The 17781-nt window shown below is 53.3% G+C and carries 20 protein-coding genes; 11 read left to right on the forward strand and 9 right to left on the reverse strand.

The window, feature by feature from the left end; translation table 11 throughout:
- Nucleotides 1-28 precede the first annotated feature (28 nt).
- Genes FE848_RS05255 through dsbG form a run of 3 tightly spaced genes read right to left on the reverse strand, consistent with a single transcriptional unit; the run spans nucleotide 29 to nucleotide 2620 of the window.
- Entirely contained in the window at nucleotides 29-628 is a 600-nt protein-coding gene (locus tag FE848_RS05255; RefSeq protein WP_200201719.1) for a protein-disulfide reductase DsbD domain-containing protein, read from the reverse strand.
- A gap of 16 nt (nucleotides 629-644) precedes the next feature.
- On the reverse strand, nucleotides 645-1835 hold the full coding sequence (locus FE848_RS05260) for a protein-disulfide reductase DsbD family protein (RefSeq protein ID WP_200201720.1): 1191 nt from the start codon (nucleotides 1833-1835) through the stop codon (nucleotides 645-647).
- A complete protein-coding gene (gene dsbG, locus FE848_RS05265) occupies nucleotides 1835-2620 on the reverse strand; it encodes a thiol:disulfide interchange protein DsbG (RefSeq protein ID WP_227715198.1) in 786 nt (261 codons plus the stop codon). The genes FE848_RS05260 and dsbG overlap by 1 nt, the downstream gene beginning before the upstream one ends.
- A gap of 924 nt (nucleotides 2621-3544) precedes the next feature.
- On the opposite strand from dsbG, the gene FE848_RS05270 reads away from it, so the two are divergent.
- The 11 genes from FE848_RS05270 to FE848_RS05320 all read left to right on the forward strand — a co-directional run bounded on the left by FE848_RS05270 (nucleotide 3545) and on the right by FE848_RS05320 (nucleotide 11917).
- On the forward strand, nucleotides 3545-3757 hold the full coding sequence (locus FE848_RS05270; RefSeq protein ID WP_200202124.1) for a hypothetical protein: 213 nt from the start codon (nucleotides 3545-3547) through the stop codon (nucleotides 3755-3757).
- On the forward strand, nucleotides 3757-5355 hold the full coding sequence (locus tag FE848_RS05275; protein WP_200201722.1) for a multicopper oxidase family protein: 1599 nt from the start codon (nucleotides 3757-3759) through the stop codon (nucleotides 5353-5355). The genes FE848_RS05270 and FE848_RS05275 overlap by 1 nt, the downstream gene beginning before the upstream one ends.
- A 259-nt stretch (nucleotides 5356-5614) precedes the next feature.
- A complete protein-coding gene (locus FE848_RS05280) occupies nucleotides 5615-5998 on the forward strand; it encodes a hypothetical protein (protein ID WP_200201723.1) in 384 nt (127 codons plus the stop codon).
- Between the two features lie 116 nt (nucleotides 5999-6114).
- On the forward strand, nucleotides 6115-6381 hold the full coding sequence (locus FE848_RS05285; protein WP_200201724.1) for a hypothetical protein: 267 nt from the start codon (nucleotides 6115-6117) through the stop codon (nucleotides 6379-6381).
- 99 nt (nucleotides 6382-6480) lie between these two features.
- Nucleotides 6481-6993 (forward strand): DUF411 domain-containing protein, encoded by a 513-nt coding sequence (locus FE848_RS05290; RefSeq protein WP_200201725.1) that lies wholly within the window; start codon nucleotides 6481-6483, stop codon nucleotides 6991-6993.
- A 241-nt stretch (nucleotides 6994-7234) separates the two neighbouring features.
- On the forward strand, nucleotides 7235-7753 hold the full coding sequence (gene lspA, locus FE848_RS05295; protein ID WP_200201726.1) for a signal peptidase II: 519 nt from the start codon (nucleotides 7235-7237) through the stop codon (nucleotides 7751-7753).
- Between the two features lie 35 nt (nucleotides 7754-7788).
- Nucleotides 7789-8697, forward strand: a complete 909-nt coding sequence (locus FE848_RS05300) for a cation diffusion facilitator family transporter (RefSeq protein WP_200201727.1) — start codon at nucleotides 7789-7791, stop codon at nucleotides 8695-8697.
- Nucleotides 8698-8737: 40 nt separating this feature from the next.
- Nucleotides 8738-9739 (forward strand): arsenic resistance protein, encoded by a 1002-nt coding sequence (locus FE848_RS05305; protein WP_200201728.1) that lies wholly within the window; start codon nucleotides 8738-8740, stop codon nucleotides 9737-9739.
- A 42-nt stretch (nucleotides 9740-9781) separates the two neighbouring features.
- Nucleotides 9782-10432: a DsbA family protein gene (locus FE848_RS05310; RefSeq protein WP_200201729.1), complete on the forward strand. Its 651-nt coding sequence runs from the start codon at nucleotides 9782-9784 to the stop codon at nucleotides 10430-10432.
- Nucleotides 10433-10457: 25 nt separating this feature from the next.
- Nucleotides 10458-11300 (forward strand): cytochrome c oxidase assembly protein, encoded by an 843-nt coding sequence (locus FE848_RS05315; protein ID WP_200201730.1) that lies wholly within the window; start codon nucleotides 10458-10460, stop codon nucleotides 11298-11300.
- Nucleotides 11297-11917 carry an SCO family protein gene (locus FE848_RS05320; protein ID WP_200201731.1) on the forward strand — a complete coding sequence of 207 codons (621 nt, stop codon included), beginning with the start codon at nucleotides 11297-11299 and terminating at the stop codon, nucleotides 11915-11917. The genes FE848_RS05315 and FE848_RS05320 overlap by 4 nt, the downstream gene beginning before the upstream one ends.
- A gap of 166 nt (nucleotides 11918-12083) precedes the next feature.
- On the opposite strand, the gene FE848_RS05325 is transcribed toward FE848_RS05320, so the two are convergent.
- From FE848_RS05325 to FE848_RS05350, 6 genes are all read right to left on the reverse strand, one after another.
- Nucleotides 12084-12971, reverse strand: a complete 888-nt coding sequence (locus FE848_RS05325) for a hydrolase or metal-binding protein (protein ID WP_200201732.1) — start codon at nucleotides 12969-12971, stop codon at nucleotides 12084-12086.
- A 61-nt stretch (nucleotides 12972-13032) separates the two neighbouring features.
- Nucleotides 13033-14034, reverse strand: a complete 1002-nt coding sequence (locus FE848_RS05330) for a YqaJ viral recombinase family protein (RefSeq protein ID WP_200202101.1) — start codon at nucleotides 14032-14034, stop codon at nucleotides 13033-13035.
- Nucleotides 14035-14119: 85 nt separating this feature from the next.
- Nucleotides 14120-15082 carry a DUF932 domain-containing protein gene (locus FE848_RS05335; protein WP_200201733.1) on the reverse strand — a complete coding sequence of 321 codons (963 nt, stop codon included), beginning with the start codon at nucleotides 15080-15082 and terminating at the stop codon, nucleotides 14120-14122.
- A gap of 31 nt (nucleotides 15083-15113) precedes the next feature.
- The gene (locus FE848_RS05340) at nucleotides 15114-15464 is read right to left on the reverse strand and encodes a hypothetical protein (RefSeq protein WP_200201734.1); all 351 of its coding nucleotides are present in this window, start codon (nucleotides 15462-15464) and stop codon (nucleotides 15114-15116) included.
- A gap of 321 nt (nucleotides 15465-15785) precedes the next feature.
- Nucleotides 15786-16241: a hypothetical protein gene (locus FE848_RS05345; RefSeq protein WP_200201735.1), complete on the reverse strand. Its 456-nt coding sequence runs from the start codon at nucleotides 16239-16241 to the stop codon at nucleotides 15786-15788.
- Between the two features lie 37 nt (nucleotides 16242-16278).
- Nucleotides 16279-17580, reverse strand: a complete 1302-nt coding sequence (locus FE848_RS05350; protein ID WP_200201736.1) for an MFS transporter — start codon at nucleotides 17578-17580, stop codon at nucleotides 16279-16281.
- Nucleotides 17581-17781 lie beyond the last annotated feature (201 nt).

Consider the following 17781-nt stretch of genomic DNA (forward strand, 5'->3'; position numbering starts at 1 on the left):
ACAACTTTGACACGAAAAACTGCCAGCGTTAAAGATTTGCACTTTTCGTGTCGATATCATTCAGATTCAGATACAGGTTAGCAGGAGCCAGGCAGACACCTTCGTCACTGCAGGCCTGCATTCGCAACGTAATGTCAAGCTTGCCTGCTTCTTTCAACATGGCTCTATGCTCTTCGTCAGGCAGTAACCTGATACTCGCGTCGTCATCGTAAACCTCAAGGGTAGTATCACCGAGCGTAATGTCACTGATACGGCCACGCGGATACTGCACCGGAATTTCAAGCGACTGGCCGTTTACCGAGGAAGACGCGACCGTGGGAACAAGGAACTCCATGGACGCCGGGTTGGCGTTCACGTGCCACCCCGGTTCAATATCCAGAGTCAAAATGATTTCATCGGTATCTCCAACCAGCGCCTTCTTATCTCGGACAATATTCACGCGCACCTTGTCAGAAGAATCTGCCAGCCCCAATCGGGCACTGGGTGCTGGAGTTTCAGAACTGGCTCCCTCCGCCTGTATGGAACGAGTGTTATTTGAGGGATTGTTATCGATTGAGAGGAATGCGACAGCTCCCGCAACCAGTAAAATCGCCACACTTGCCAGCGATACTTTGTGTCGAATAACCATGATTCGCCTCCAGTGTTTAACGTTGTGAGTTTTCCGTGCGGTTAATAGCCTCGATCAGGCTGTCGGTGTCAAAAAGCCCCGTAAAACGAGCGATAACGGTGCCGTCACCGTCAATTACCGCCGCAAAGGGTAAGGCCTGCCCACCCGTCGCGGTTAACAATGCGTCCTTTTCAGGGTCACTCTCTGTCACTTCGACCTGAATCGGTACCATGTTGGCGCGCCGCACGGCGGCGGCCACAGAAGGCTCCCGATACACCGTGCGCTCCAGTACCTTGCAGTTAATACACCAGTCCGCGGTGAATTCCAGCAGATAGGGTGCGCCCCGGGTTCTTGTTTCTGTCAGGAGTTTCGGTGAGTAAGGTTGCCAGACAAGTTCGCCTTCGCCGCTCCCCAACGGGGATGCAAACACTACAGCCGCTGTGAGAGCAAGGCCTGCCGTCGTTGCGGCGATCACACGCACGCCTCCATTGCCTTTGATAAAGCGACGGGCACCCCAGAAGAGGACCAGTGCCAGCCAGGCCCACCATAGCCATGGATAAACCGCTTTAGGGACCAGACTCGCACTGAAAAAGACAGCGGCGGCCAGCAAAACCAGCGCGAGCACCTCTCGAATGGCCAGAGTCCAGGGGCCCGCCTTGGGCAATCGGCTCAGCCATTCGGGTTTGAGCATTAACACCGCGTAGGGCAGGGACAGACCCAACCCGATACTGCCGAATATCCCCATGATTACTGGCCCGGGCTGGGTAACGGCAAAAGCCAGAACTCCACCCAGGAAAGGCCCGGCACAGGGTGCGGCCAAAACCGCGCTCATCAACCCTGAGACGAATGCCTCAAAGTAACGCCGGCCATGGGCCGAGGCGGCAAACGCCGGAACCGGGGTGGGCAGGTCCAGCCAAGTGACCATCGCAAACCCGACCATCAACGCAACCAGAACGGCCACGAATACCGTTGACTGGAACAACGTGCCCCAATTCCACTGCAGCAGTGCGGTCAGGCCGCCCAGCGTCAGGAAAAAGACCAGCGTTCCGGCCGTGAAGGCCAGTGCAGCGAACACACGGTGTGATCGCCGGCTGCCCGCCTCCCGCAGGATGGTCCGGACCTTGATGGGGATCGCGGGCAGAACGCAGGGTGTCAGGTTGAGCAGCAAACCTGCCAAAACAGCCATCAGAAACTGGCCGACGATGAGTAAAGAGGGAAACTGACTCATCACTCACTGACCCCCAACGCCTTTCTCAACGCTTCCTGTTCAGGCACCCCGGCCTGACTTTGCCACTGGCCGTTCGCGTCCTTGAACAACAGTCCCGGCGTTCCACTGAAACCTAATTCAGCCATCCACTTTACGTGCTGCTCAAGCGCCGCGATAAGGTTTTCCGGTACGGGCGTGAGCGCGGAAATTCCACTTCCTTTGCGGCTATTGCCGAAGTTCTCTTCGAATGCCTGGAGCGCTCCAGCCCGGTCATTTGCGCTCATGATTGCAGCGGAGAATCCGAGGCTGGAGGGCTTGAGATAGCCAACCATAACCCAGTGCAACCGTACTTTTCCTTGCTCTACCCAACCTCGGGTTAGTTTCCAGAGCTTGTTACATAAAATACAGTTGGGATCCGCGAAAACATAGATCTCGGGAGCACCCTTCTCGCCCTCACTCACTAGATGAGTATCTCGGGAAATTTGCCCCGCAACTGTCACGTACGCCGGGATCGTGAGATAACGTGCAACGTATTCGCGTGTCAAGTCATTGCCGTCGCCCTCCAGAAGCGCGCCAGACAGAACGTAGTCGCCAAGTCCATAAACTACTCCAGTATTTCCATCGCTATCCTTGACTACATAGCCGTTGACTCCCTCCGCTGGCGTGGAGAATCGTTCAACCACCGTAAAGCCGACTTTTTGCTGGAGCGCCTCAATTCCCGGATCCATCGTTGTTTTCGCAGGTGCCAAGGTTGCAGTCAAACTCAAAAAAAGTGTCACCGAAAGCCGACGACAGAGCATGTTCATGCGCCACACAGGGTGTTCCAAACAGAATGACATAACAATTGAGTTCCCATTTTTTTTTGGTATTTATCAGGCAATAAAGCCACTAGAAGTGACTGACTACTTGGTCGAATACCGCTCAAGATCAAACGACAGTCGCTCGATGCGGGAACACCAGGCAATCAACGGTTCACGATATTGCTGAATACTTGGGAGGGAAGGGGTCTGGCCCTGGCAGTATACGGCCAGAACAAGAAGAATAATCCTTGGAGCAAGGGGAGGACGAAAATAATGGCAAAACCGGAATTGAAGATTTGGCAACGTAAGAAGAAATGCATGTACTGCTACAGCCATCCGGAGTCTGGAGCATGGCGCAGCCAGACATAGCCGGGACATTTGGCAAAAGAACGCAAGCCTCAGCCATGGGCTCCACCTCAAAAGAGATCGCAGCAGTTCCCTGTAAACCAAGGAAAGAAGCTACGAGCAGCATTGCTGCGAGTCCCAAAAGCCGCTTCTTCATCGCGCCCAAATCCCGATTATAGAAAAGTTAGTGTATTTCTCACGACGGATGAACCATACCCCACATAAACAAAGTCACCAAGCATTCAGAAAAGACTCACCCTAGTGCGCATTGCTTTACTCCGCTAAGAAATAGAGACTGAACTTCCGCACATAAGTTCCTCTCGAGTCTTCGCCGTAACTGCCTCAATATCGGAGACTCACGATTTGATGTCGGATCTTTCCAAAAGAGTGCCCCACTGTTTGGCATGGATGATGAGCTGCGGCCTGACAATTGTGTCCTTGAGGTAGAGGAGATCATTTGGTTGGGCTCGCGCAGGCTCGGGCTTGAGATTTCTCGGCTCGTAATTGCAAAATCCGTCCAAGTGCTCAAGACTCATTCGACACGCCTTTTATTTCATGAACGGATAAAACCCCGGAGACATTGCAATGAAAATTTATGAGAAACTAATCATCTTGATGACGGGAATTTTCCTGCCTCTCTCCGCTCTTGCCTACGGCCCCGGACGCATGGGGGACGGTATAATGGGCGGCGATATGATGATGGGCATGGGAATCTTCATGATGGTTGTCTGGCTGCTTCTGATCGTCCTGCTAGTGCTTGCGATTCTGGCGCTGATCAAATACCTAAGGAACAAGTGATGAGCCACAAAAGAGTCCACCGGCGCACAGTGCTTCAAGCCATGGCCAGCACTGGATTCCTGCTCACGCTGTCGCCGGGGTTCCTGCTTACGGGCTGTGATGGTGGAGTAAGAGCCACTGAATTGGGAACGCTCGACCTTGATCCCGAAGAATACGATGTTGAACTGAACCTCTATGCTACACCCGACTCGGTGCCCATACTTCCAGGCACGCCCAGCGAGGTGTGGCGCTACAGGGCGGAATTGCTCAAAGGTCCGAAAAACACCGTCTCCGAACACCCAGACAGCTATCTGGGCCCAACAATTCGGCTACGCCGAGGCCAGACAGTGAAAATCCATATTCACAATGAGCTCCCGGAAGACACCACTGTGCATTGGCACGGGCTTCATGTGCCGTCCGACGTAGACGGCCAACCAAGGCTGCCGATCCGCCCTGGCGAAACGATGACCGTTGGATTCGAGGTGTTGGACCGCGCAGGATTGTTCTGGTACCACTCCCACGCTCACGGCGATCAGGGTGGGCGTGTCGGGTTCCAGAGTTACGCGGGGCTTGCCGGGCTCCTGATCATTGAAGATGACGAAGAGTTGGGGCTCCGACTGCCGGCCGGTAAGAATGAACTGTTACTGGTGCTCCAGGATCGGACCTTCGCAGGCGCCAACGAGCTGGTATACCTCAACGGTGGAATGGTGGGCATGATGGAGCGCATGCGCGGTTTTCTGGGAGATCGGATATTGGTCAACGGAACACCCCCGACAACACGGAAAATCGTCGCTCGCCCATACAGAATTCGAGTTCTCAACGGCTCCAATGCCCGCATCTACAAGCTGGCTTGGAGTGACGGGCGCCCCGTCACGGTTATCGGAGCCGATGGCGGTCTTCTTAAAAAACCGGAAAGCAAACCCTATGCGGTTCTGGCTCCAGCTCAGCGGCTTGATATCTGGGTAGATCTTTCCGATTCCCGACCCGGTAGCAGATTAGAGCTTATAAGCGACAGTTATGAAGCTGGAATGATGAGCGGTGGCATGATGAATCGCGGGATGATGGGCGGCATGGGGGTGAGGGGTAACGCCACCCTGCCCGACGGCGGTCGTTTCACCCTGATGACACTGGAGGTGACCGAATCGAATAACATCACCGAGCCGCTTCCGACGGAGCTTGCCCGAGCACGCAAAAAAATACCCGTTACCGGTTCTGCACCGATCAGGCAGTTTGAGCTAAGCCAAGCGATGATGCGGGGCTTTGCCATCAATGGTCGGCGCTTTGCCGGAACCACGGTTGCGGATGGCGAAAAAGTCCGCTTGGGGGATACGGAAATCTGGGAATTTCGGAACAACACGCCAATGCCCCATCCCATGCACGTTCACGGTTTGCAGTTCAACGTTATCGGGCGCGACACCGGAGGCCATAGCCGTGGCTGGAATGGCCTGAGCCAGGGACTGGTGGACAGTGGTTGGCACGATACGGTCCTCGTAATGCCGGGTGAAACCGTTCAACTGGCGATGACCTTTGAGCGTTTCGATGGCCTCTACATCTACCACTGTCACAACATGGAACACGAAGACAATGGAATGATGCGTTATTTTCAGGTGCAGAGCTGAGCCCCAAGATTATCCGTGACCGTTATGACGCCCAGCTCCAGTTGGAGCCGTATGAATGCACTATTCATGCTCTCGCCGATGGCGAGCCCGGACTTTTCTGTTCGAATAGCAGCGTACAGTCCTTTGGGGATTTAACTTACTCCTTTAAGCTTTCAAGTGATCATGTCATTGAAATAAAAAACTGCTAGCATTGAGTGAACTCATAGACGAGCTGTGTGTCACAGCCTCTAACCCTCCCTGCTTGGTGTTTGAGATCGGGATGACCGCAACGACCCGCCAATTCATTTCTGCGCTGCTAACACTGCTTATGGTGATAAGCGCGCCTGCGTTGGCTATGGTCAACATAGTGGACAGTCAGGTGGGTGTCGAGATGACAGATTGCGGTTCCATGATGATGGCCCAGGCTGGAAACGCCAACTCCTCATCAGATATTGAAGCTAATTGTGCCTTAGCCCCAGATATGGTCTGCCCGAATGCCAGCGGGTTGAGCCAATGTGGTGTCAACGTCAGCTTCGCTCTCCTACATGGAAAATCCATAGGTTTAACCGATACCGGATCCCAACCGGTATTGACCTCCCGCACAGACCTCTATCAGGATCCTTTCCTGACTTCTTCTACGCCCCCTCCAGAACATCACTCCTGAGCTGTAACCCGGATTTTTGCCCATCGCGGCAAAGTCATTGACGTTATTTCTTACAACGATTTTTTAAAAAGCTCCGTGCCTTCATTCATCACGGGGCTTTAACTGGAGTGAATCAAATGCGCAATTCAAAAATCAAGCTCGCTATCACAACGATTTTTCTCGCCGGCACCATTGGCACCTTCTCTGTATTTGCTCACGAGGGCGAAGGCAAAGACATGACGTCTTCGGAAAGCATGCAGGGAATGGACGGCATGATGGGAATGATGAACATGATGTCTGACATGTCTCCGGAAGATCGTAAAGCCATGACCGATACCTGCATGAAAATGATGCAGAGCCACGGCGGCGACCACATGGACGGCAAAGACGTCGAAGCCAGCTAAGCGTTCGGGCAACGCCCTGAACCGACACTCATTGCCCGGGGAAGCCAAGGCGACCCTGGGACTTGTGCTGCCCATAACCAAACCAATCGAGGATTTACCATGAAGACCAAAAAGCTTGCTCTGTATACGGGTGTTGCCGTCATCGTTCTCGGCGCGGGCGCCACCACGCTGGCGATACAGGCTAATGAGCCCACCGAATCGTCGACCTCTGAGGCCACCGCTGACACATCTCGCCCGGCCATCACAATCTACAAGAGCCCCAGTTGCAGCTGCTGCCAGTCGTGGGTTGAACACCTGGACGCCAATGACTTTGAAACCACCGTTGTAAAAACCGACAACATTAATGAGATCAAGCAGCAATATGACGTGCCACGTGAAATGGCCTCCTGCCACACCGCGTTGATCGGTGACGTGGTGATTGAGGGGCACGTGCCGGCAGATGACATTGTTGCTTATCTGGAAAACCCCCAGTTCAATACATTAGGGCTTTCAGTGCCCGGCATGGTCCAGGGCAGCCCCGGTATGGAAACCGGCAAGAAAGAGGATTACCAGGTCATCGCATTCCGTGCCAACGGTCAGCAAAGTGTGTTCCGCGAACATAACGATTACTGAAGCTGGTCACCTGAGAGCGGTTGTTCACTCTACGAATAGGGCGGCCTTTGCCCCCTAACCCCCGTTTTGACAGAGGGGGGGTTCAACCATAGAGTTACTACAAGGCCAACACGTGATCCGTCGAGTATTCGCAGATCTGTGAGACTCGCTTCAAAATACAGATCAATTGTTGACTCTGTAGTAGCTATAGAGTTTTAACTGCAAGGCGGCAAGTGCACTCCTGAAATCAAAGGTTAATTGGATGGCTTTAGAACACATAAAACTCTCAACAAGGGTCTTTTTGGGCCTTTCCGCCGTGTTGGCGCTAGCGGATCAGGCGATCAAGTGGCTTGTTCAGCAATCTATGGCTTATGGTCAATCCATTGAGATCACTTCCTTCTTCAACTGGGTGCACGTTTGGAATACTGGCGCAGCCTTCAGTCTTTTTGCCAACGGTGACGGCTGGCAACGATATTTTCTAATTGGGATCGCAATTGTTGTTTCGATTGTTCTGCTTAAGTTAATTCGTTATGCCCGTCAACCGGCGGAGGCTCTGGCTTACTCTATGGTTCTTGGAGGTGCGGTTGGAAACGTAATTGACCGAATACTTCGTGGGTATGTTGTCGATTATCTGGATTTTCATTGGCAATCCTGGCATTGGCCAGCGTTCAACCTTGCAGATATTCTCATTGTCTCAGGCGCTCTCATAATTTTGGCCACGAGCTTTAGGGCCGAAAATTCCCGGCAAACGAATCAGGAAGTTGTCAAAAAGACAGACTAAATAATGACTAATGTCTACCACACGAGGAACATCCAATGAGTCATGATCATACTCATCTGTCCCCCGAGACCAATGACAAACGTGTAGCAGTAGCCATCTGGGCAAACGGCATCCTGACCCTGGCCCAGATCGCGGGTGGTATTTTTGCCGGCAGCCTGGCGCTGATCGCCGACGCTATACATAATTTTTCAGACATGGCATCGCTGGTTATTGCTTTCGCAGCTCGAAAAATTGCGCGTCGCCCGGCTGACTCAAAAATGACCTTTGGTTACGGGAGAATTGAGGTGGTTGCGGCCCTCATAAACTACACCACATTGATCATGATCGGACTCTACCTGATCTACGAAGGTGGCATGAGATTTATTGACCCGCCAGAAGTCAAGGGATGGTGGGTAGTGTGGCTTGGCAGCATTGCCCTGGTGGTGGACGCATTGACCGTTTTGCTTACATACTCGATGCAAAAAGATAGCGTCAATATCCGTGCGCTGTTCCTTCACAACCTGTCAGACGCTCTTGCGTCGATAGCGGTAGTTATTGGCGGAGCCCTTATTCTACTCTATGACATGCGCTGGGTTGATCCTGCCATCACCATTGGCATTGCCGGCTATATTCTTTACCTGGGCCTGACAGAAATTGGCGGAACCATAAGAACACTCATGTTGGCTAGCCCGGTGGATATCGATACTGATTCCGTCATCTCGGCCGTGACGAAAATCGAGGGCGTTGTCGACCTGCATCACGTGCGTTTTTGGCAGATGGGCGAACATGATGCGTCGCTGGATTGCCATGTGATCGTTGGCAAAAACGCATGGAATGAGCTCGAGAACATCAAGCGCAAGGTAAAACAGACTCTGGACCAGGAATTCAACATAACTCATTCAACACTGGAGTTTGAGCACCCTGACCACGTGCACAAGGATTCCAAAACCTATGGCCATGGTTAAAAGGTGTGATACGTGACTTACCTCATCATGCAGAATTCAGATGAGTGGTGATCCCCCAAGGCCCGAGGGCACCATGCGAGACATGATTGAGCGCCATCAAGTTTGGGCGTACCTCATCGCCGTCATTGTTGGAATAATAGTGGGCTGGAAAACCTCCCCCGGCACCATGGCTCCTGAATATCTGGTCTGGGCGCTGCTGGGCTCTCTGCTCTATGCGACTTTCACCCAAACACCCCTGACCCGTCTTTCTGAAGTATTCCGGGATCGCCGTTTCATGGCAACCCTGCTCACAGGGAACTTTCTGGTGATGCCCGCAATCATCGGCCTGATGCTACTTACTCTGCCAGACAACGATGCACTGCGGATGGGCGTGCTACTTGTGCTGCTAATGCCCTGCACTGACTGGTTCGTGACCTTCACCCACCTTGGTAAGGGCGACAGCACTCGTGCTATCGCCGCAACGCCAGTGCTACTGATTGCCCAAGTTGCTTTATTGCCACTGTACCTCTGGTTGTTCATTGGCGAACAATCCGCTGTAGACCTTAACCTGTGGAGACACTTACTACCGGCCTTTATGGGTCTGATCATGGTCCCGCTCGTCCTCTCATTACTGACCCAGAAATGGGCCGAATGCTCCGCGGGCGCCAGTCGGTTCATCAATGTGATGGGCTTGATGCCCGTTCCCTTGCTGACGGCCGTATTGTTCCTGATCTCGATGACACAGGTCAGTCAGATTTCCGCCACAGGTCGGATTGTCTGGATATTAATGATTCTGTTCCCGGCTTATCTGTTAGCTGCGGCTCGGGTTGGCCAGGGTTTGAGTAGGCTTTTCAGGTTGCCATTGGAAACCGGACGTACCGTTATTTTCAGCCTCGGGACGCGGAACTCCTTCGTGGTTCTGCCACTGGCACTGTCACTGCCCGAAGTTTGGAACGCGGCTGTCATCGTCATTGTGTTGCAGTCACTGGTAGAGCTGTTTGGGATGATGTTCTACCTCAAATGGGTGCCCAGTAAGTTACTGCCAATTCGTTCAACCATTTAATGCTCAAAATACAGATACACATAAGACCTTTGGAGTTCTCACATGCAAAACCGCACGCTCGCTCTGGGCCTCATTGCATTAAGCCTAATTCCATTCAGCGCGGCCTTTATGTTCTATGAGCGCCCCCAGGATGCTAAGGAGACCACCACTCAGAACACCAAGGCCGATAACACTCCTCTGGTGAGAGACTATTCGCCGGTTATTGGTCCGGAAAACGCCCCGGTCACAATCGTTGAGTTCTTTGATCCCTCCTGCGAGGGCTGTCGGGCCATGTACCCCTACGTAAAGGAGATTCTCGCCGAATACCCTGACGACGTGCGCCTGGTATTGCGCTATGTACTGTTTCACGGCGGTTCGGAAGAAGCCGTGAGAATTCTTGAGACAGCGCGCATGCAGAGTGTCTACAAACCCGTGCTTGATGCAGTCGTGAAATCACAGCCCCAATGGCATGATGACCCGAAAGTGAAAGCGGCCTGGGAAGCAGCAAAATCGGCTGGGCTAGACGTAGATCTCGCTCGCGACCAGCTCGACTCACCTGACATTGATAAAATTATCAAGCAGGATATGGGCGATGTTCAGAGCGTCAAAATAAAGGGTACACCAACGTTCTATGTTAATGGCCAGAAGCTGAGCAAGCTGGGACCACAGGAACTGTACGACCTGGTGAAGTCAGAAGTTGATGCGCTGAACTGAACGACAACTCTTATCCGGTAATGCCATGTCACTGCTAGACTATCTGTTGCCCTACGACTTCTCGCCGCTGACCGTGCTGAGCTACATGCTTGTGCTGGGATTCTACGGCGTTGGCCTACTGCGAATGCCCGATGAAGATCGGCCTGGCGCGCTGAGAATTTTCGCATTCGTTCTGGGCGTAATGATCTGTTATGGCGTCATGCAAACCCGCTTCGACTACTACGCGCAGTATATGTTCTTCGTGCATCGCGGCCAGCATCTCATTCTTCACCATATCGGCCCGATCCTCATCGCCCTGTCGAACCCCTTGCCGATCATGCGATTCTGGTACGCCAAAATGAGTCCCGGCCTGAGAAACACTCTCAGGCCAGTGGGATGGGTGTATCAGGTACTTCAGTACCCCTTGATTGCGCTGATCCTGTTTGTGGGGCTTATTTATTTCTGGCTCTGGCCGTCAATCCATTTTGACGCCATGCTCAGCCGGGACCTGTACTGGATCATGAACTGGAGCATGTTGCTGGATGGCCTGCTGTTCTGGTGGCTGGTCTTTGACCCGCGACCGCCCGCCATCACCTCATCGCTGGGGTATGGCAAACGCATGCTGATTCTGGCTGCGGCAGGCGTGCTCCAGATGTTTCTGGGCGCATGGATCGTATTTTCCAGAGACATGGTTTACGACGTTTACGAAGTCTGTGGCCGTGCCTGGCCCCTGGACCCGGAAGTCGACCAACTTCTTGGCGGCATGCTGACCTACATACCACCGGCCATGATGAGCGTCCTCGGCATTCTTCTTATACTCCGGCGTGCTATGCACCAGGACGGGAAATACCCGAAACCGTCCAGACAATCCAAGGAACCAGCCCAATGAGTTGTGGTTTTATCAATAAACGTGCCTTCAGCGCCTTCGCGATTTTCACAGTTATGCTGACTGCATTTCTAGCGGGTTGCTCAGACAGCAAGATTAATTACAACGGCAAGGATATCAGCGGTCTGATGCCCGAGCTCGAATTCAACCTGATCAACAGTGACGGGGACGAGGTGACTGCAGAGGACTATAGCGACAAGGTGAGAATGATGTTTTTCGGTTTTACCTCTTGCCCGGACATTTGCCCGACCACTATGCAGACACTAAACCGGGCAGCCGTTGGCTTGCCACCCGAACTTAAGGGCGAGGTATTGACGTTATTCGTGAGCGTTGATCCCAAACGGGATACGCCTGAGCGTCTGGACAAATACGTCCGTTTTTTCGGTGAGAATATTGTCGGCCTGACAGGAACGGAATCTCAGCTTCGCGAGCTGGCCAAACGATACCGGACGACTTTCGGTTATGGCGAACCGAACGAAAACAGCGACTACAACGTTTCCCACAGCAGCGCGGTCTATATATTTGACCGCCAAGGAAAGGCCCGGCTCCTGATCAGGCCAGATCAGGGGTCAGAGAAGATCAGCCAAGATATCATCGCTCTCGCTAAGATGGACGACTGAACTCCTTAGAAAATCGGCCTAGATTTTGGGCGACTACCATCGGGCCAAGGTCGCACATGGAGATTGACATATTTATGCTGCTTCCTCGAACTAAATCCAAAAAAATGGTGCGGCAGCAGAATGAAAGCATCCGGGGTACCGGATGCTTTCATTCACTGTTCCCAGATCACACCGATAGAGACGCCACGTGATTGAGCCGCCCCTGAAGCTTTGAGTTGACGGAGGAAGCCTCATCGACTACATAGCTCTTTTCGCTTGCAAAGAACTCGTCTATGACCTGCGTGACTTCTTCCTCATCATACTCAAACATTGCATTAGCAAATCCCTTTGCCGCTGCAGCATCAAGAGCAGCCTGGTCAACACCCTCCTCTTTCATCTGCTTGGCTTTCTCCTTTGCTTTCGCCACAGCCTCCTGCAACGACATTCCTTCTTTGATCACCAAATCCACGTAGTAGATTGGCGTCCGGTGGCTTTGTGTCGTGCTTTTACCCCGTAGCTTCAACTCCAACGGCATGTACGCCAGCAAACCACCAGAGACTGCCTGGTAATAACTCAGCCTGGCCGCGAGTGTCCGTATGCTGTTGTAGCCCGTAGTGCGGAAGATGAACGTACCCAAGTCATCGTCATCACCGACCTTCACATTTAAACGCCCGTAGGGCTTGCACAGCCCGCCTTTACCGAACTCACACAACGTTGGACTGGGGCATGGCAACGACTGCACTCCTGACTGCGTGAGGCGCCTGCATGTATCGCCATTACCTACACACATAGGCCGTCCGCTTTTCCGGTCAAACATGGTGTATTCAGCCCGCAGGTTGAGATCCGCTTCGTTGAACAACATGCGCACAGGAATGGTGCGCAACTTGCCGTTTGGCGCGTCCTTTCTTAGCTCTTCGTCCATGGGGTGCAAAAGCCATCCATCCTTTTCCTGGATCTGAGAGGTGATGGTGAATTGATTATCTTTCTGTGGCAGCCGGATGCCGTCCTTCTCAACGACCCTACCAATACTGATGCGCCCCAACACGGGCGGCGTAATCGCTAAACCTTTGATCATGATAGATCTCCTGAAAATGGGCCACGGGGCGCTTGTCAGACCCAGGTGGCCAAGGGGGTATTCATGCTTGGATGAGGAATCGCCGGCTTCCCGACCTGGTAAGTGGGTACCGCTCCAGAAGCTCTGGCTGATCCTGAAGCAACTTCTTCGTATTCAACCCCATAGAATCCTTGCTTCGTTTCCAGCTAACACTGCCACTTGGGAAGGTGGCCTTTGAGGCCTCGCCCATCTGGCTTTGGATTCGCTGTTTGAGGTGTGACTCTGTTGATTTCAGGGTTTCCATTTCAGACCGGATAGCCAGAAGCTCGTCGAACGCTTGGGACAGCTCTTTGCTCTGACTGAAGTCCAGAGTTTCGCCCTGATCCACCGGGTAGAGGTGGCGTAACGCTCGGTCTGCCGAATCGGTTCCATCAGCGGGAGGCGGGGTATCCGTTTCAACGAAATCCCAGAACTGGCGCTCCAGCGTAATCAGCGCATCAATGAACTCTTCATTCCGTTCAATGCGGAAGATCTTCAACTCCTGACCACACAGCAACACGCAAACGTCTGCGGCTTGTTTACCCGTGACGGCTAACTGATGCTGAACCTGGCACTGGATGTAATCCGGCACACCGTCTTTCCATAGCCGTGATCCAAACTCCCCTGCTGTTTTGCATTCGAGAATCTGCACTTCGTCGTCGGCTGCTACGGAGTAATCGAGGTTGGCCAGCATCCAATGCTTGTCCGGATCTGGATGCTGGAGTACCGCATTCACCCGGCGCACCTTCCGGCCCGTCTGCTGGCTGTACTGCTCAGCTACAATCGGTTCCAGGATATGGCCCCAGTAGACCGGTGAAGCGGGGTCGTCTGAATCCGGTTTGGGTAGGCCAGCATCTCTGCCGGTTTTCACCATCCATAGTTCGAGTTGGGACTGGTAAGGGTTCATGCCGATCGCGGCAGCGGCATCGCTACTGCCAATGCCCTGCTTACGCACCTTCAGCCATTCATCCCGACTGAGATCCTTGGTGGAGACCAGCCTTAGCGCTGGACGTTGCTTCTGAATTGCTTTTGCAGTCATGCCCATGGTGTTTCCTCCAGACATAAAAAAAGCCCACCAGAGCGCAATGCTCCGGCGGGCTTTATGACGTTTTGGTTTTAAATAGTGGGTTTTAAGCTACTAGCGACATGGCCTGTTCAAGCGCCCGATTCTTAACCGAGGCTCCGGTTCCGAACCAGGCAGAGTCCACTCGGTGATCAACAGTTTTGGCTCGGCGATGGTGATCGATGAATTCCGTCACAGCACTCAGCATTCCGTAGGCTGTGCCATCGGATGATGCCAGAGCTGCGCCCATACCCTCTCCTTCATACAACGCCAATGCTTTAGCCATAGAGCGTTCGTTGGTTTTGCCCACACCCTCCTTCATATCATCCGTGAACACCTTCAGAAAGTAATTGCGGGCCTCCGTGGTTTTGACCTTGCGCTCGCTCAGCGTTTTGAGACGATACATAAAGTCATCCCAGGCGGAGACGGAGATCCCCAGCTGCTTCTTGACCAGATTCGCATCAAAGGCCGTGTTGTGTTTCACCTTTACTGCAGTCGCTGTCGCATCTTTAAGGGCAACCGCGAGGGTGTTGTTGCACACCACACGTATGCTGGTGAATTGAGCGGTTGTGGCCATGGTGCCATCACAGGCTGTAGCCAGAAGCACATAGGCATTGGTTTGGTCATTCCCCTTCAGCACGCCAGATTGACCGGTACGCGCCAATGCCCACATCTTACGACCACCCTTCAAAACGCCTGCCGTATCCAATTCAAAACCGGATACCTCCGTCAGATCCCGATAGAACTCCAGGATCTCTTCTGGCTGTACAACCTTGAACCGGTTGCCAACAACGGACAGTGGCGCCTTCGTATCAGAGCGATACAGCACTTTGCTGTCTGGATACGCCCGGATTTCGCCAAGAGGGCCACCGGCGTTGGTAACGAAGCGCACCGGGCTTTCTTCGATCTGCCAGTCCAGACCAGCCTGTTTCGCCCAGACTTCCAGAGGCTGATTTGTAGTGAGTTGATTCCCCAGGCCGTGCCAAGGGGTTTGGCCAACATAGGCCATCTGCTCAATAAGGTGAGCCATGATTGTTCTCCTATGGAATGTGCAAAACGAGTTAGCGAGAGGCGTCCCGGGAATCGGGATCAGTGCTGAAGGAATAGCCGCAATCTAAACAGCGGTAATTGTCGAAGACACGTTCATCCAGGACCTCGCCCAGAATCACGCCAGCTGAAGCGCCGGTTGCGCCACCCAGCAGCGCGCCAATCAGGGCGCCACCGATACCACCGACTGCTGCACCTACAGGCCCAGCGGCGATCCCAATGGACGCACCCACTCGACCACCTGTTGCAGCAGCGATATAGCCGCCATACGAGCCAGCAGATGCACCGACGACACCGGCCGTTTTCTTACCATAGTTTTTCTTACCAATCCGGACAGATTGACAGTTGGGACATTGTTCAGGCATTGAAGATACCTCTGTGAATTTGGAGGGAAGGCACTTTCAGCGCCTTTGTTCACAGGGGTGATATATGTCTGAGATTATTTTGAATGACCGCTAGGCGGCAGCCGCAGTGCCGTCACAGGCCGCTGACAGCGGCGCCAACCAATCCAGTGGTTTTCTTACCACAATTATTCGTGCCAATCCCTTCGGGCAGGCACTTGAGGTTTCGTTTGAGCATGGGGAGTACCTCTATGAATTTGGAGAGAACACACGATTGACGCCTTGATTCACAAAAGGTGATATAGAGCTCAAGCCTGATTTATTGCGATGTTTGCACCAACAACGTTACTTCACTTCATCTTTCCACATAGAGTGGCAACTGATACAGGCGGTGTTCAGTTCTTGCAAAGACTGGCTGGCTTTAAGCCAGTCTTTTTTTGCAGCGGCTTCGACCGTAGCTTCAGAGTGTTGATCCAACAGCTTGTCGAACGACACTAAACTCCATTTAAAATCTGCCTGCCTATCTTCCGGCATTATGCTCCAGGGCTGATGACTTGGTGCCGGGTGAGTCAAGATAATATCAGCACCACTTTTCACCATTTGCGGGTTCTGTCGCAATATGCCTTCGTGCATCATGCCTGAAGCACCACCCATCACCTCCATCAACTGCCGATACGTCATATCAGCACGCTCCATGCCTGCCACGAGATCTTCCGCAGCGCCGCCCTGAGCCAGCACACCTCCGGCAAACAGAGCTAAGGCAAGTGAGATAGCAGACACTTTCAGGTTGAAATGTTTCATTGCGCAGTCCTCTATTTTCATAGCTTTGGTCGTTTTATCAGGGCCAACGCCGGTGCCAGTAATCCACGATGTAGGGGTGGGTATGCCGGGCACCGGTTTCTCTTATATGAGGATGATCCTCCGGCAGATTTTCATGGATGTGGCGGATTTCCACCGGGTCGTCCGCTGGCCATAGCTTGCGAGCCGCAATCAAAAACACGAGCGCCAAAGCCGTCATCACTGCCAGCGTTACCTGCAACCCCACCGCCGAGCCAAGCCAACCCGCCATTGGATAAGCGAACAACCAGCCGGCATGGGACAAAGAAAACTGAGCGGCGAACAGAGCCGGTCGATCCTCGGGGTGAGAGGAACGGGTGAGAAGCCGGCCTACCGGGGTCTGCACAGTGGAAAATCCCACGCCAAGAAGCGCCCAAACTGGAAGCAGCCCTATCAGACCCTTAACCGGGAGAGCCATCAGCATCCCGACAATAAGTATCGTTGCGCCGGTCAACATAACCTGACGGTCTGCCCAACGCTTAAGCAACGCCGGCAATGCCAGCGCGGCCAGCATGGAGCCAGCGCCAAAGGCTGCAAAGGCGAGTGCGGTATGCTGTTCAGTCAAACCGAATTCGCCTTGTACCCACACCACGGTATTCACGATAACCATCGCACCAGCCAGACTCACCACGACATTCAGAGCCATAACGCCTCTGAGTCGGGGTGTGACCAGAAACACCCGAAACCCCTGCTTTGCGCGTTCGATAAAACGCTTCTTTCTTTCTTCGGAAGTTGCCTTTGGAAGCGTCACCGAAACAACGAGCAAAGCCGATGCAATAAAACCGATCACCGTGCCGGAAAACAGCCCCTGCCAGCTAGTGACCAGTAGAATCAGTGCAGCGATTGCGGGGCTGATCAGGTTTTCCAGGTCGTAGGCCAACCGGGAGAGAGAAAGAGCTTTCGTGTAATCGTCTTCATCCGGAAGAATGTCAGGAATGGTGGACTGGAAGGTTGGCGTGAACGCCGCCGACGCGGACTGGAGTACCGCGATCAATACGTACACTTCCCAGATTTCCGTTACGAAAGGCAAAGCCAAGGCGGTAGCGCCCCGAACCAGATCCAACGACACCAGAAGAACCCGCCGGGGCACATTTTCGGCGAGCGCTGATGCCAGCGGGGCGATCAAAACATAAGCAATCATTTTGATAGCCATCGCCGTGCCAAGTATCTGGCCTGCCTTGTCTCCAGCCAGGTCAAACGCCAACAGGCTCAAGGCGACCGTCGCCAGACCTGTGCCAAGAAGGGCAACGACCTGTGCGAAAAACAAATGGCGATACGTTCGGTTTCTCAGAATTACAAGCATGGCGCACCAGATACATGGCCAGGGGCAAATGGTTGTGCTAATCAACTGACCGCAGCAGCAGTCTATCCCCCCGGGGGGGATCAGTCAAAATCAGAAGCGCCCCGGCGAAACCAGAACACTCATAGTGGTGGGTCTGGCGCTGGCGATGATGGTTTGTAAAATATTGTCGGTGCCGTCGTGGTCGTTGCACCTTTTGAACGA

This window comes from Marinobacter sp. 1-3A (assembly GCF_016597775.1).
Lineage (GTDB): Bacteria > Pseudomonadota > Gammaproteobacteria > Pseudomonadales > Oleiphilaceae > Marinobacter > Marinobacter xiaoshiensis.

What these genes read in the sequence shown, in the direction of transcription:
- FE848_RS05255 (WP_200201719.1), bottom strand. Translation starts at nt 628, where the DNA reads ATGGTTATTCGACACAAAGTATCGCTGGCAAGTGTGGCGATTTTACTG.
- FE848_RS05260 (WP_200201720.1), bottom strand. Translation starts at nt 1,835, where the DNA reads ATGAGTCAGTTTCCCTCTTTACTCATCGTCGGCCAGTTTCTGATGGCT.
- dsbG (WP_227715198.1), bottom strand. Translation starts at nt 2,620, where the DNA reads ATGAACATGCTCTGTCGTCGGCTTTCGGTGACACTTTTTTTGAGTTTG.
- FE848_RS05270 (WP_200202124.1), top strand. Translation starts at nt 3,545, where the DNA reads ATGAAAATTTATGAGAAACTAATCATCTTGATGACGGGAATTTTCCTG.
- FE848_RS05275 (WP_200201722.1), top strand. Translation starts at nt 3,757, where the DNA reads ATGAGCCACAAAAGAGTCCACCGGCGCACAGTGCTTCAAGCCATGGCC.
- FE848_RS05280 (WP_200201723.1), top strand. Translation starts at nt 5,615, where the DNA reads ATGACCGCAACGACCCGCCAATTCATTTCTGCGCTGCTAACACTGCTT.
- FE848_RS05285 (WP_200201724.1), top strand. Translation starts at nt 6,115, where the DNA reads ATGCGCAATTCAAAAATCAAGCTCGCTATCACAACGATTTTTCTCGCC.
- FE848_RS05290 (WP_200201725.1), top strand. Translation starts at nt 6,481, where the DNA reads ATGAAGACCAAAAAGCTTGCTCTGTATACGGGTGTTGCCGTCATCGTT.
- lspA (WP_200201726.1), top strand. Translation starts at nt 7,235, where the DNA reads ATGGCTTTAGAACACATAAAACTCTCAACAAGGGTCTTTTTGGGCCTT.
- FE848_RS05300 (WP_200201727.1), top strand. Translation starts at nt 7,789, where the DNA reads ATGAGTCATGATCATACTCATCTGTCCCCCGAGACCAATGACAAACGT.
- FE848_RS05305 (WP_200201728.1), top strand. Translation starts at nt 8,738, where the DNA reads ATGAGTGGTGATCCCCCAAGGCCCGAGGGCACCATGCGAGACATGATT.
- FE848_RS05310 (WP_200201729.1), top strand. Translation starts at nt 9,782, where the DNA reads ATGCAAAACCGCACGCTCGCTCTGGGCCTCATTGCATTAAGCCTAATT.
- FE848_RS05315 (WP_200201730.1), top strand. Translation starts at nt 10,458, where the DNA reads ATGTCACTGCTAGACTATCTGTTGCCCTACGACTTCTCGCCGCTGACC.
- FE848_RS05320 (WP_200201731.1), top strand. Translation starts at nt 11,297, where the DNA reads ATGAGTTGTGGTTTTATCAATAAACGTGCCTTCAGCGCCTTCGCGATT.
- FE848_RS05325 (WP_200201732.1), bottom strand. Translation starts at nt 12,971, where the DNA reads ATGATCAAAGGTTTAGCGATTACGCCGCCCGTGTTGGGGCGCATCAGT.
- FE848_RS05330 (WP_200202101.1), bottom strand. Translation starts at nt 14,034, where the DNA reads ATGGGCATGACTGCAAAAGCAATTCAGAAGCAACGTCCAGCGCTAAGG.
- FE848_RS05335 (WP_200201733.1), bottom strand. Translation starts at nt 15,082, where the DNA reads ATGGCTCACCTTATTGAGCAGATGGCCTATGTTGGCCAAACCCCTTGG.
- FE848_RS05340 (WP_200201734.1), bottom strand. Translation starts at nt 15,464, where the DNA reads ATGCCTGAACAATGTCCCAACTGTCAATCTGTCCGGATTGGTAAGAAA.
- FE848_RS05345 (WP_200201735.1), bottom strand. Translation starts at nt 16,241, where the DNA reads ATGAAACATTTCAACCTGAAAGTGTCTGCTATCTCACTTGCCTTAGCT.
- FE848_RS05350 (WP_200201736.1), bottom strand. Translation starts at nt 17,580, where the DNA reads ATGCTTGTAATTCTGAGAAACCGAACGTATCGCCATTTGTTTTTCGCA.